Source organism: Diaphorobacter ruginosibacter, assembly GCF_040396215.1.
Lineage (GTDB): Bacteria > Pseudomonadota > Gammaproteobacteria > Burkholderiales > Burkholderiaceae_C > Diaphorobacter_A > Diaphorobacter_A ruginosibacter_A.
Map to the genome: position 1 here is coordinate 1 of NZ_JBEBOW010000119.1, position 11,860 is coordinate 11,860.

The window sequence follows — 11,860 nt, forward strand, 5'->3', positions numbered from 1 at the left end:
AAAAAACCCGGAGGCACCAGCCACCGGGTTTTTTGTTGTAGGGGTACGGCCACTCTCGTGCCGTACCGGGTGAAGCGCGGATCAGCGCTTGATGTCGCGGCGTGCGGCGCCGGTGTACAGCTGGCGCGGGCGGCCGATCTTGTATTCCGGGTCGCTGATCATCTCGTTCAGCTGGGCGATCCAGCCAACGGTGCGTGCCAGGGCGAAGATGCCGGTGAACAGGTTCACTGGAATACCGATGGCGCGCTGCACGATGCCGGAGTAGAAGTCCACGTTGGGGTAGAGCTTGCGCGAGACGAAATAGTCGTCTTCCAGGGCGATCTTCTCGAGCTGCTTGGCCAGCGCGAACAGCGGGTCCTTTTCAAGGCCGAGTTCCGCGAGCACTTCATTGCAGGTCTCCTGCATGAGCTTGGCGCGCGGGTCGTAGTTCTTGTAGACGCGGTGGCCAAAGCCCATCAGCTTGACGCCGGAGGACTTGTCCTTGACCTTCTCCATGAATTCGCCGACCTTGGAGACGCCGCCCATGCGCTGGATGTCTTCCAGCATGTTCAGGCAGGCTTCGTTCGCGCCGCCGTGCGCGGGGCCCCACAGGCAGGCCACGCCCGCCGCGATGGCGGCGAACGGGTTGGTGCCGGAGGATCCGCACAGGCGCACGGTGGAGGTGGATGCGTTTTGCTCGTGGTCCGCGTGCAGGATGAAGATGCGGTCCATCGCGCGCTCGATGACCGGGTTCACCTTGTACTCTTCGCAAGGCGTGCCGAACATCATGCGCAGGAAGTTGCCCGCGTAGGACAGGTGGTTCTGCGGGTACATGTAGGGCTCGCCCTTGCCGTACTTGTATGCCATGGCAACCAGCGTCGGCAGCTTGGCGATCAGGCGGATCGCGGAGATTTCGCGGTGCTCGGGATTGTTGATGTCCGTGCTGTCGTGATAGAAGGCCGACAGTGCGCCGATCAGGCCGGTCAGCACGGCCATCGGGTGTGCGTCACGGCGGAAGCCGCGCAGGAAGAACTGCATCTGTTCGTTGACCATCGTGTGCTTGGTCACACGGTTTTCGAACTCGGCCTTCTGCTGTGCATTGGGCAGTTCTCCGTACAGCAACAGGTAGCAGGTGTCAAGGTAGTTGCAGTTGGTGGCCAATTGCTCGATGGGGTAGCCGCGATACAGCAGCTCGCCCTTGTCACCGTCGATGTAGGTGATGGCCGACTGGCAGGACGCCGTGGACAGGAAACCCGGGTCGTAGGTGAACATGTCCGTTTGCGCGTACAGCTTACGGATATCGATCACGTCGGGGCCGATGGTGCCCTGGTATACGGGGAGGTCTACGCTAGGGCTGCCGTTGCTGAACGATAGCGTCGCTTTGTTGTCTGCCAGTTTCATTTCATTTTCCTTCAATAATTGATCCGCATCGGAGTGCCGGTTGGCCCCGGCCGCTGCTATGCATGCGGGCGTAGCTGCTCCAGCACCGTCAGGATTTCCGGCGTGGCCAGCTCGCCCTCTGGCTCCTTGCGGCGCAGCAGAAGATCGAGCAGGTCATTGTCGGAGAGGTCCATCAGTGCGGAAAGTCCGCGCGCCTGGCTTGTCGTCAGGCGCGAGCCGTAGCTGGCAAAGAAGCGCTCGACGAACAGATCGTTTTCAACCAGGCCGCGCCGGCAGCGCCAGCGCAGTACCGATGCTTCGCGTTCGTCGAGCAGGGTTTCTTCCACCATTGCTATCAGATGGCCCTACGGGCCATCAGTTCCTTGATCTTGCCGATGGCAACTGTCGGGTTCAGGTGCTTGGGGCACACGTCCACGCAGTTCATGATGCTGTGGCAACGGAAGAGCCGGTACGGATCCTCCAGGTTGTCCAGGCGCTGCTCGGTCGCGGTGTCGCGGCTGTCCGCAATGAAGCGGTATGCCTGCAGCAGTCCCGCCGGACCCACGAACTTGTCGGGGTTCCACCAGAACGACGGGCAGCTCGTGGAGCAGCTCGCGCACAGGATGCACTCGTACAGGCCGTTGAGCTCTTCGCGCTCTTCGGGCGACTGCAGGCGCTCCTTGCTGGGCGATGCATACAGGTCGCTTTGCAGGTAGGGCTTGATCGAGTGGTACTGCTTGAAGAACTGCGTCATGTCCACGATCAGGTCGCGGATCACCGGCAGGCCCGGCAGCGGCTTCAGAACGATGTCGCCCTTGAGGGTCTTCATGTTCGTCAGGCAGGCCAGGCCGTTCTTGCCGTTGATGTTCATGGCATCCGAGCCGCACACGCCTTCGCGGCACGAGCGGCGGAACGAGATGGAGGGGTCCATCGCCTTGAGCTTGACCAGTGCATCCAGCAGCATGCGCTCGTGGCCGTCGAGTTCGAGCTCGACGGTCTGCATGTAGGGCTTGGAATCCTTATCGGGATCGTAGCGATAGATTTTGAAAGTGCGCTTCATGTTTTGAATCTCTTGTCGTGGGCTGCTGGATTAGAACGTGCGGACCTTGGGAGGCACGCTCTCCACTGTCAGGGGCTTCAGGTTCACGGGCTTGTAGTACAGGCTGTTGTCGCTGCTGTTCCACAGCGTGTGCTTGAGCCATTCCTTGTCGTTGCGGCCCAGCGGGAAGTTCGGGTCATCAGCCGGGTGCTCGTAGTCGTACACGGTGTGCGCGCCGCGGCATTCGTGGCGTGCGGCAGCGGAGGTCATGGTGGCCTGGGCGACTTCGATCAGGTTGTCGACTTCCAGCGCTTCCATGCGCGCCGTGTTCCATACCTTGGACTTGTCCTTGAGGGCGATCGAGCCGACGCGCTCGCGGATGGCGTTGATCTTCTGAACGCCTTCGTCCATGCTCTTTTGCGTGCGGAACACGCCGGCGTGCTGCTGCATGGTGGTGCGGATGTCGCCGGCGACGTCCTGGGCGTAGACGCCTTCCTTGGAGTTGTCCAGCTCGTTGAGGCGAGCCAGGGTCTGGTCGGCCGCATCCGCGGGGACTTCGTGATGATCGCCGAAGCCGTTGACGAACTGGACGATGTGCTTGCCCGCGGATTTGCCGAACACCAGCAGGTCGAGCAGCGAGTTCGTGCCCAGGCGGTTCGCGCCGTGCACGGAGACGCAGGAGCATTCACCCACGGCATAGAGGCCGTTGACGACCTGGTTCTGCTGGCCATCCCACACCACGACCTGGCCGTGGATGTTGGTGGGCACGCCGCCCATCTGGTAGTGGATGGTGGGCACCACGGGGATCGGCTCCTTGGTGATGTCCACGTTGGCGAAGTTGTGGCCGATTTCCTCGACGGAAGGCAGGCGCTTGCGGATGGTGTCGGCGCCCAGGTGGTCGAGCTTCATCAGGATGTAGTCCTTGTTGGGACCGCAGCCGCGACCTTCCTTGATTTCCTGGTCCATGGAGCGGGACACGAAGTCACGCGGCGCCAGATCCTTGAGCGTCGGAGCGTAGCGCTCCATGAAGCGTTCGCCTTCGCTGTTGAGCAGGATGGCGCCTTCGCCGCGGCAGCCCTCGGTCAGCAGCACGCCGGCGCCGGCCACGCCGGTGGGGTGGAACTGCCAGAATTCCATGTCCTGCAGCGGGATGCCCGCGCGGGCGGCCATGCCCAGGCCGTCGCCGGTGTTGATGAACGCGTTGGTCGATGCCTGGAAGATGCGGCCCGCGCCGCCCGTCGCCAGCAGCACGGCCTTGGAATGCAGTTCGTAGAGGTCGCCGGTTTCGAGCTCGATGGCGGTCACGCCGACCACGTCGCCTTGCGTGTTGCGCAGCAGGTCCAGGGCCATCCATTCCACGAAGAAGTTGGTCTTGGACTTGACGTTCTGCTGGTACAGCGTGTGCAGCATCGCGTGGCCGGTGCGGTCGGCGGCCGCGCAGGCGCGCTGCACGGGCTTCTCGCCGTAGTTGGCCGTGTGGCCGCCGAATGGGCGCTGGTAGATCGTGCCATCGGGGTTGCGGTCGAACGGCATGCCGAAGTGCTCGAGTTCGATCACGACGTTCGGCGCCTCGCGGCACATGAATTCGATCGCATCCTGGTCGCCGAGCCAGTCGGAGCCCTTGATGGTGTCGTAGAAGTGATAGTGCCAGTTGTCTTCGGACATGTTGCCCAGCGATGCGGACACGCCGCCCTGCGCGGCAACCGTGTGCGAGCGTGTGGGGAACACCTTGGACAGGGAGGCCACGGACAGGCCCGCGCGCGACAGCTCCAGCGCAGCGCGCAGGCCGGATCCGCCAGCGCCGACGATCACGACGTCAAACTTGCGCTTGGTGATATTTGCTTTTGTGTAGCTCATTCTTAACCTTCAATCGTGGAGAGCGTGTCTCGATTACAGACGCCACAGGACCTGAAAGGCCCAGCCTGCGCAGCCAACCAGCCAGACAATGGTGAAAACGTTCATCGCCAGGCGCAGGCCGGTGGCGGGCACGTAGTCCATCCAGACATCGCGCACGCCCACCCATGCATGCCACAGCAGCGAGATGATCAGGGCGAAGGTCAGGAACTTCATCCACTGGGGCGCGAAAACGCCAGCCCAGCCGTCATAGCCGATAGGGCCGGAGATCATCAGGATGCGGGCGATCAAGACGATGGTGAACAGTGCCATCAGCACAGCGGTGCCGCGCTGGACCAGCCAGTCGCGCACGCCATAGTGCGCACCAACCACGATGCGCTTGGAGCCGTAATTCACGGACATGGTTCTTTTTCCTTATCGTGAGGGAATTGAAAAGAAGCGGCCGCTCAGAACAGGCCGAACAGCTTGGCGCCGAGCACCACGGTCAGCACCAGGCTGACCGCAAAGCACACGAGCGCGGAGGACTTGCCGAATTCCTTGGTCACGACGTGATGGTTCACATCCATCAGCAGATGGCGCAGGCCGGCGCAGAAGTGGTGCAGATAACCCCAGATCAGCGCCAGGCACACCAGCTTGACGAACCAGCCCCAAGGACCATGGAAGACCGAAGTGAAGTCACCATAGGAGATCTCGGAGGAAAGCGACTTGTCGAACATCCAGATGATGAAAGGCAAGAGGATGAACAGGATCATGCCGCTGACGCGGTGCAGGATCGATAGAACGGCTGCCGCTGGCATGCGGTATGTCGTGAGATCCTTGAAGACGTTGATGTTGCGGAACTCAGGCCGCTTTTTGGCTTGCTCAGTCATGTCAGAGTGCTTTCGTGGATGTAACTGCTTTGTAATTGCGAATGCGGACAACCCAAAATTCTATTGCAACGCAATGTCACCGGGTTGTGGTTATTGCTTATCCCACATTCCGCTCTAGCGGGAAAGTAGATGTCAACTCAGTGAATTGTGATAATGATGTGTGTCAGTTCTATAGAGCGCTCTGCGTAACTCCATCGGAACATCGTTGTAGGTGTATGCGAGCCTCTCGACGGAAAGCAAGGGCGTTTGCTGCGAGACGCGCAGCAATGCGCACTGGTCTTCATCGGGTAGAACCGCGCGTATTTTCTCTTCTGCGCGAACCATGCGCACTCCGTAGTCGAGCTCGAACATGGCATAGGTCGGGCCTTGGTATTCCGCCATCTGCTCGGCTGTCAGTCCCTTGAAGGCCTGGCCGGGAAGCCAGATGTCCTCCAGGATGGTGGGCACCCCGACGAACGACAGAATACGGCGCGCCTGAATGATCGGATCTCCGGTGCGAACTTGCAATGCCCGGGCGACCTCCGCCGATGCGCGGCTGCGCTTGCACTCCAGGATGGTCCGCTGCGCGGGGCCTTCCTCGCGGGCGTCGCCCGAGTCGGGCAGCAGCCTGAGGAAACGGTACTGGACCTGGCGCTCCGCATGGGTGGCGACGAAAGTGCCCTTGCCCTGCCTGCGCATCAGAAGATTCTCGGCCGCGAGTTCGTCAATGGCCTTGCGGACGGTTCCCTGGCTGACGCGAAAGCGCGCGGCCAAGTCCATTTCGCTGGGGATGACCTCGCCCGGCTTCCATTCTCCGTGCTGCAGGCTGTGCAGGATCAGGCCCTTGATCTGCTGATACAGGGGGCTGAAAGCCGGAGCAGAGACACCGCCTCCTCCCGCGCTGGCGGTGGATGAATTCGAAGAGGGTGTGGAGTTGGATGCCATGCCAATGGGCTGATTGGCCGATCCGCAAAAACGCCGGATCGACATGCTCGGGATAGAAGTCGTTGCCTGACATCATATCTTATATAAGACATAAGACAAATTGACCATGTCAATGAATCGGCGGTAAACTCTACAGTCGTTATTGCGGGGCGCAGGCTGGATATTTTCAGGGCTGGCGCACCCTGGCACCAACACAGACTGTCCTCATTTTTTTGGAGTTCTATTCATGAGCAAGAAGCCCGTTCGCGTTGCCGTCACCGGCGCCGCTGGTCAAATCGGTTACGCACTGTTGTTCCGCATCGCTTCCGGCGAAATGCTGGGCAAGGACCAGCCGGTCATTCTGCAGTTGCTCGAAATTCCCGACGAAAAGGCTCAGAACGCTCTGAAGGGCGTGATCATGGAGCTCGAAGATTGCGCCTTCCCTCTGCTGGCCGGCATCGAGGCGCACAGCGACCCGATGCAAGCCTTCAAGGATACCGACTACGCTTTGCTGGTCGGCGCCCGTCCTCGCGGCCCCGGCATGGAGCGCGCCGACCTGCTGGCCGCCAATGCGCAGATCTTCACGGCACAAGGCAAGGCACTGAACGCCGTGGCCTCGCGCAATGTGAAGGTGCTGGTGGTCGGCAACCCCGCAAACACCAACGCATACATCGCCATGAAGTCGGCGCCTGATCTGCCGTCCAAGAACTTCACCGCCATGCTGCGCCTGGACCACAACCGCGCCGCATCGCAACTGGCCGCCAAGGCAGGCTTCAAGGTGGGCGACATCCGCAAGCTGACCGTCTGGGGCAACCACTCGCCGACGATGTACGCCGACTACCGTTTTGCCACGGTGGATGGCAAGTCGGTCAAGGACATGGTCAACGACCAGGTCTGGAACAAGGACGTGTTCCTGCCCACCGTCGGCAAGCGCGGCGCTGCCATCATCGCCGCTCGCGGCCTGTCTTCGGCCGCATCGGCAGCCAACGCCGCCATCGACCACATGCACGACTGGGCTCTGGGCACCAAGGGCGAGTGGGTCACCATGGGCGTGCCTTCCAACGGCGAATACGGCATTCCCGCAGGCATCGTGTTCGGTTTCCCGGTCACCACTGAAAACGGCGAGTACAAGATCGTCGAAGGCCTGGAAATCGACGCGTTCTCGCAAGAGTGCATCAACAAGACGCTGGCCGAGCTGCAAGGCGAACAGGACGGCGTGAAGCACCTGCTGTAATTCCCGGCAACGGTCCACCCCATGCAAGACTGGAACCCCCAACTCTACAGCCGCTACGAGGACGAGCGCACGCGCCCTGCCCGTGAGCTGCTCGCGCGGGTGCCGCTCACCCATCCATCCCGTGTGGTGGATCTGGGCTGCGGGCCGGGGAACTCCACCGAGCTGCTGGTCGCACGGTTCCCCGGGGCCCGCGTGACCGGGGTGGACAATTCCAGAGCCATGCTGGAGAGCGCCGCCAGGCGCCTGCCCGGCGTGGACTTTGTCGCCGCGGATATCAAGGATTGGGTGCCCGACTCGGCACCCGATCTCGTTTATGCCAATGCCGCGCTGCAATGGGTGGGCGATCACGAAACGCTGATCCCGCGCCTGTTCAAGGCTCTGGCACCCGGTGGCGTGCTGGCGGTGCAGATGCCCGACAACCGCGCCGAGCCCACGCACCGCCATATGCGCGAACTGGCCGCTGAATCGCTCTACAGGGAGCCGATCGGCGATGTGAGCAAGCTGCGCACCGAGCTGCTGCGCATTGAAGAATATTACGACCTGCTTGCCGGGCAAGGCGCGCAGGTCGATGTCTGGCACACCGTGTACCAGCACCCGATGGAGTGCGCCGCGGCCATTGTCGAGTGGGTGCGCGGCACCGGACTCAAGCCTTTTGTCGATCCCCTGTCCGAAGACTTGCGGCAGAAGTTTCTTGCGAGTTACCAACAGCGGATCGATTCCGAATATCCCGTGCGCAGCGACGGCAGGCGCCTGCTGGCCTTTCCGCGCATGTTCATTGTTGCCCAACGCCCCGCATGACGACGACAGCCGCCACCGCCCACCCCGCCACTGTATTGCTCGGAGCGCAAGCAGGGCGGCAGTCCATTCCCGTCTGCGACCATTACAGCGGCGTGGAGGCGCGCATGCGCAAGAGCCTGCAGTTGCAGGACGAGATGCGCGCGGAGTTCGGGCACTGTGTGTTCGACGTCACCCTGGATTGCGAGGACGGCGCCCCTGTCGGGCTGGAGCGCGAGCACGCCGCCCTGGTGGCCCAGCTCGCTCGCGAGGCCGCGCCGGGCGCGCGCGTGGCGGCGCGCGTGCATACCGTCGATCATCCGGCGTTCGCCAACGACATGGCCACCATTGCCGGCGAGGCGTGGGATAGGCTGTGCCACATCATGATTCCCAAGGTCGAGTCGCTCGACGACGTGGAGATCGCAGTGCGCGCGCTCGATGCGGCTGGCGCGCGCGAGCTGCCGCTGCATGCGCTGATCGAGTCGCCCGCGGCCGTGCACCGGGCGTTCGACATTGCTTCGCATCCACGCATTCAGAGCCTGAGCTTCGGCCTGATGGATTTCGTCTCGGCCCATGGCGGCGCGATTCCCGCATCGGGCATGACATCGGCGGGGCAGTTCGAGCATCCGCTGGTGGTGCGCGCCAAGCTCGAGATCGCTTCGGCCTGCCACGCGCACGGCAAGGTGCCTTCGCATTGCGTGGTCACCGAATTCAGCAATACAGATGCCATGCAGGCCGCCGCGCGCAAGGCCAGCCGCGAATTCGGCTATACGCGCATGTGGAGCATCCACCCCGCGCAGATCAGGCCCATCCTGGCCGCGCTCGCACCCGACGACGCGGAAATCGCCCGCGCCGCGCGCATCATCTCTGCCGCCATCGCCGCCGATTGGGCTCCGATCAGCGAAGACGGCGTTCTGCACGATCGTGCGAGCTACCGGTATTTCTGGCAAGTGCTCGACCGCGCGCACCAGACTGGCCGCATGTTGCCGGAACAGGCCAAAGGCTGGTTTGTCACGAATAGTGGCAATGTTGTCGCATGAATCGGTTATTTTTATGCTTTCAACGCCCCTGTTCACCTGTATTTCCATAGTAGGAGAGTCGCAATGAAGACCTTCATCACGACCGCACTGATTCTCTTGGCTCCCGCCGTCGCATTCGCGCAGGGCGATGCGGCCAAGGCGGCAGCCAAGCCCGCCGTGACCAAAAAGGCCACGACAGCCAAGAAGACCACGACCGCCAAGAAGACGGCTGCTGCCAAGGCTCCGGCCAAGACCAACAGCGCTCAGCTCAAGAGCGCATCGAGCCAGGTGGCCACCGGCTTCATGGCTGCGGAAGCCGCGCTCTCGCCCGCCGAACTGGCGTTGGCCGAGAACGTCAACACCGGCCGCATGCCTTGCGAGCTGGGCGCCTACGTCGATATCGAGAAAGATGTGAATTCGCCCGGCCGCTTCAACGTGACGGGCAAGAATTTCAAGTACCACATGCAGCCCGTGGCGACATCCACGGGCGCGGTGCGCCTGGAAGACCAGAAGGCCGGAGCCGTCTGGGTCCAGATCGCCAACAAGTCCATGTTGCTGAACCAGAAGCAGGGCCAGCGCATGGCCGACGAGTGCATGAGCCCCAATCAGGTGGCCGTGGCCGAGGCGATGCGCAAGAACCCCCAGCCCAGCCTGCTTGAAGGATTGAACACCAGCAGCAAATAAGCTCCTGCTCAACAGCTTCCGGGTAGCCGCTTCGAACTGAACACTCTGGCGGGTCTCTGTACGGCTGACCGCAGGTCGGCCGGGCGGGGACTTGCTTATTTTTGCCCCAACGATTGATTGAAAACCAAAACTTTCGGAGAACTAGACATGCTAAAAGCCTACCGTGACCACGTGGCTGAGCGCGCCGCACTCGGTATCCCGCCGCTGCCGCTTGATGCCAAGCAAACAGCCGAACTGATCGAGCTGATCAAGAATCCCCCGGCCGGTGAGGACGCCTTCCTGCTGGACCTGCTCACCCACCGCGTTCCCCCAGGCGTGGACGATGCGGCCAAGGTCAAGGCTTCCTTCCTGGCCGCCGTTGCGCACGGCGAGGTCAAGGTGGCCCTGATCTCCAAGGCCAAGGCGACCGAGCTGCTCGGCACCATGGTGGGCGGCTATAACGTGCACCCGCTGATCGAGCTGCTGGACGACGCGGAAGTGGCGGGCGTTGCAGCCGATGCGTTGAAGAAGACACTGCTGATGTTCGACTTCTTCAACGACGTGGCAGCCAAGGCCAAGGCCGGCAATGCCAAGGCTACGGAAGTGATGCAAAGCTGGGCGGATGCCGAGTGGTTCACATCGCGCCCCGAAGTCCAGAAGAAGATCACCGTCACCGTGTTCAAGGTGCCGGGCGAGACCAATACCGACGACCTCTCCCCCGCTCCCGACGCATGGAGCCGCCCCGATATTCCTCTGCACTATCTGGCGATACTCAAGAACACGCGCCCCGACGCGGCGTTCAAGCCCGAGGAAGACGGCAAGCGCGGCCCGATCCAGTTCATCGAAGACCTGAAGAAGAAGGGCCACCTCGTCGCCTACGTGGGTGACGTGGTCGGCACCGGCTCGTCGCGCAAGTCCGCCACCAACAGCGTGATCTGGGCTACCGGCGCGGACATCCCCTTTGTCCCGAACAAGCGTTTCGGCGGCGTGACGCTGGGCGGCAAGATCGCTCCGATCTTCTTCAACACGCAGGAAGATTCCGGCGCGCTGCCGATCGAGGTGGACGTCTCCAAGATGGACATGGGCGACGTGCTCGACATCTTCCCGTATGACGGCAAGATCGAGAAGAACGGCGCCAAGGTTGCCGACTTCCAGCTCAAGTCCGACGTGCTGCTCGACGAAGTGCGTGCCGGCGGCCGTATCAACCTGATCATCGGGCGTTCGCTGACGGCCAAGGCGCGTGAGGCGCTGGGCCTGCCGGCTTCCACCGTGTTCCGCCTGCCGCAGGCTCCCGCCGCATCCAACGCCGGTTTCACGCTGGCGCAGAAGATGGTGGGCCGCGCCGTCGGCCTGCCCGAAGGCCAGGGTGTTCGTCCGGGCACCTATTGCGAGCCGCGCATGACCACCGTGGGTTCTCAGGACACCACCGGCCCGATGACGCGTGACGAACTCAAGGACCTGGCCTGCCTGGGCTTCTCGGCAGACCTCGTCATGCAGTCGTTCTGCCACACGGCCGCCTATCCCAAGCCGGTGGACGTGAAGACGCACCGTGAGCTGCCTGCCTTCATCTCCAACCGCGGCGGCGTGTCCCTGCGTCCTGGCGACGGCGTGATCCACAGCTGGCTCAACCGCCTGCTGCTGCCCGACACCGTCGGCACCGGCGGTGACTCGCACACCCGCTTCCCGATCGGCATCTCCTTCCCCGCGGGCTCCGGCCTCGTGGCCTTCGGCGCTGCTACCGGCGTGATGCCGCTGGACATGCCCGAATCCATTCTGGTGCGCTTCAAGGGCGAAATGCAGCCCGGCGTGACTCTGCGCGACCTGGTGCATGCGATTCCCCTGTACGCCATCAAGCAAGGTCTGCTGACCGTTGCCAAGGCCGGCAAGATCAACGAGTTCTCGGGCCGCATCCTGGAAATCGAAGGCCTGCCCAACCTGAAGGTCGAACAGGCGTTCGAGCTGTCCGACGCCTCCGCTGAACGCTCCGCCGCCGGCTGCACGATCAAGCTCAACCCAGAGCCGATCGCCGAGTACCTGAAGTCGAACATCGTTCTGATGAAGAACATGATCGCCGATGGCTACGAAGACGCGAAGACGCTGGAGCGCCGCATCGAGAAGGTGGAAGCATGGCTGGCCAAGCCCGACC

The 11,860-nt window shown here is 62.6% G+C and carries 12 protein-coding genes; 5 read left to right on the forward strand and 7 right to left on the reverse strand.

Annotation, left to right across the window (positions count from 1 at the left end):
• Positions 1-81: 81 nt before the first annotated feature.
• The 7 genes from ABWP92_RS13680 to ABWP92_RS13710 all read right to left on the reverse strand — a co-directional run bounded on the left by ABWP92_RS13680 (position 82) and on the right by ABWP92_RS13710 (position 6,045).
• Positions 82-1,380 (reverse strand): citrate synthase, encoded by a 1,299-nt coding sequence (locus ABWP92_RS13680; RefSeq protein WP_353235944.1) that lies wholly within the window; start codon positions 1,378-1,380, stop codon positions 82-84.
• Between the two features lie 56 nt (positions 1,381-1,436).
• On the reverse strand, positions 1,437-1,709 hold the full coding sequence (locus ABWP92_RS13685; protein ID WP_353235945.1) for a succinate dehydrogenase assembly factor 2: 273 nt from the start codon (positions 1,707-1,709) through the stop codon (positions 1,437-1,439).
• A gap of 5 nt (positions 1,710-1,714) precedes the next feature.
• Positions 1,715-2,419, reverse strand: coding sequence for a succinate dehydrogenase iron-sulfur subunit (locus tag ABWP92_RS13690; RefSeq protein WP_353235946.1), 705 nt, complete (start codon positions 2,417-2,419; stop codon positions 1,715-1,717).
• A 30-nt stretch (positions 2,420-2,449) separates the two neighbouring features.
• Positions 2,450-4,255 (reverse strand): succinate dehydrogenase flavoprotein subunit, encoded by a 1,806-nt coding sequence (sdhA, locus tag ABWP92_RS13695; protein WP_353235947.1) that lies wholly within the window; start codon positions 4,253-4,255, stop codon positions 2,450-2,452.
• 33 nt (positions 4,256-4,288) lie between these two features.
• Positions 4,289-4,654, reverse strand: coding sequence for a succinate dehydrogenase, hydrophobic membrane anchor protein (gene sdhD / locus ABWP92_RS13700; RefSeq protein ID WP_353235948.1), 366 nt, complete (start codon positions 4,652-4,654; stop codon positions 4,289-4,291).
• 44 nt (positions 4,655-4,698) lie between these two features.
• Positions 4,699-5,121 carry a succinate dehydrogenase, cytochrome b556 subunit gene (gene sdhC / locus ABWP92_RS13705; RefSeq protein ID WP_353235949.1) on the reverse strand — a complete coding sequence of 141 codons (423 nt, stop codon included), beginning with the start codon at positions 5,119-5,121 and terminating at the stop codon, positions 4,699-4,701.
• A 132-nt stretch (positions 5,122-5,253) separates the two neighbouring features.
• On the reverse strand, positions 5,254-6,045 hold the full coding sequence (locus ABWP92_RS13710; RefSeq protein ID WP_353235950.1) for a GntR family transcriptional regulator: 792 nt from the start codon (positions 6,043-6,045) through the stop codon (positions 5,254-5,256).
• 226 nt (positions 6,046-6,271) lie between these two features.
• On the opposite strand from ABWP92_RS13710, the gene ABWP92_RS13715 reads away from it, so the two are divergent.
• The 5 genes from ABWP92_RS13715 to ABWP92_RS13735 all read left to right on the forward strand — a co-directional run.
• Positions 6,272-7,258 (forward strand): malate dehydrogenase, encoded by a 987-nt coding sequence (locus ABWP92_RS13715; RefSeq protein ID WP_353235951.1) that lies wholly within the window; start codon positions 6,272-6,274, stop codon positions 7,256-7,258.
• Positions 7,259-7,279: 21 nt separating this feature from the next.
• A complete protein-coding gene (gene tam, locus ABWP92_RS13720; RefSeq protein WP_353235952.1) occupies positions 7,280-8,056 on the forward strand; it encodes a trans-aconitate 2-methyltransferase in 777 nt (258 codons plus the stop codon).
• A complete protein-coding gene (locus ABWP92_RS13725) occupies positions 8,053-9,072 on the forward strand; it encodes an HpcH/HpaI aldolase/citrate lyase family protein (RefSeq protein WP_353235953.1) in 1,020 nt (339 codons plus the stop codon). The genes tam and ABWP92_RS13725 overlap by 4 nt, the downstream gene beginning before the upstream one ends.
• A gap of 63 nt (positions 9,073-9,135) precedes the next feature.
• Positions 9,136-9,735: a hypothetical protein gene (locus tag ABWP92_RS13730; protein ID WP_353235954.1), complete on the forward strand. Its 600-nt coding sequence runs from the start codon at positions 9,136-9,138 to the stop codon at positions 9,733-9,735.
• A gap of 147 nt (positions 9,736-9,882) precedes the next feature.
• Positions 9,883-11,860, forward strand: a 1,978-nt coding sequence (locus tag ABWP92_RS13735; RefSeq protein ID WP_353235955.1) for a bifunctional aconitate hydratase 2/2-methylisocitrate dehydratase, incomplete at its 3' end; no start/stop codon positions are given.

What these genes read in the sequence shown, in the direction of transcription:
- ABWP92_RS13680 (WP_353235944.1), bottom strand. Translation starts at nt 1,380, where the DNA reads ATGAAACTGGCAGACAACAAAGCGACGCTATCGTTCAGCAACGGCAGC.
- ABWP92_RS13685 (WP_353235945.1), bottom strand. Translation starts at nt 1,709, where the DNA reads ATGGTGGAAGAAACCCTGCTCGACGAACGCGAAGCATCGGTACTGCGC.
- ABWP92_RS13690 (WP_353235946.1), bottom strand. Translation starts at nt 2,419, where the DNA reads ATGAAGCGCACTTTCAAAATCTATCGCTACGATCCCGATAAGGATTCC.
- sdhA (WP_353235947.1), bottom strand. Translation starts at nt 4,255, where the DNA reads ATGAGCTACACAAAAGCAAATATCACCAAGCGCAAGTTTGACGTCGTG.
- sdhD (WP_353235948.1), bottom strand. Translation starts at nt 4,654, where the DNA reads ATGTCCGTGAATTACGGCTCCAAGCGCATCGTGGTTGGTGCGCACTAT.
- sdhC (WP_353235949.1), bottom strand. Translation starts at nt 5,121, where the DNA reads ATGACTGAGCAAGCCAAAAAGCGGCCTGAGTTCCGCAACATCAACGTC.
- ABWP92_RS13710 (WP_353235950.1), bottom strand. Translation starts at nt 6,045, where the DNA reads ATGGCATCCAACTCCACACCCTCTTCGAATTCATCCACCGCCAGCGCG.
- ABWP92_RS13715 (WP_353235951.1), top strand. Translation starts at nt 6,272, where the DNA reads ATGAGCAAGAAGCCCGTTCGCGTTGCCGTCACCGGCGCCGCTGGTCAA.
- tam (WP_353235952.1), top strand. Translation starts at nt 7,280, where the DNA reads ATGCAAGACTGGAACCCCCAACTCTACAGCCGCTACGAGGACGAGCGC.
- ABWP92_RS13725 (WP_353235953.1), top strand. Translation starts at nt 8,053, where the DNA reads ATGACGACGACAGCCGCCACCGCCCACCCCGCCACTGTATTGCTCGGA.
- ABWP92_RS13730 (WP_353235954.1), top strand. Translation starts at nt 9,136, where the DNA reads ATGAAGACCTTCATCACGACCGCACTGATTCTCTTGGCTCCCGCCGTC.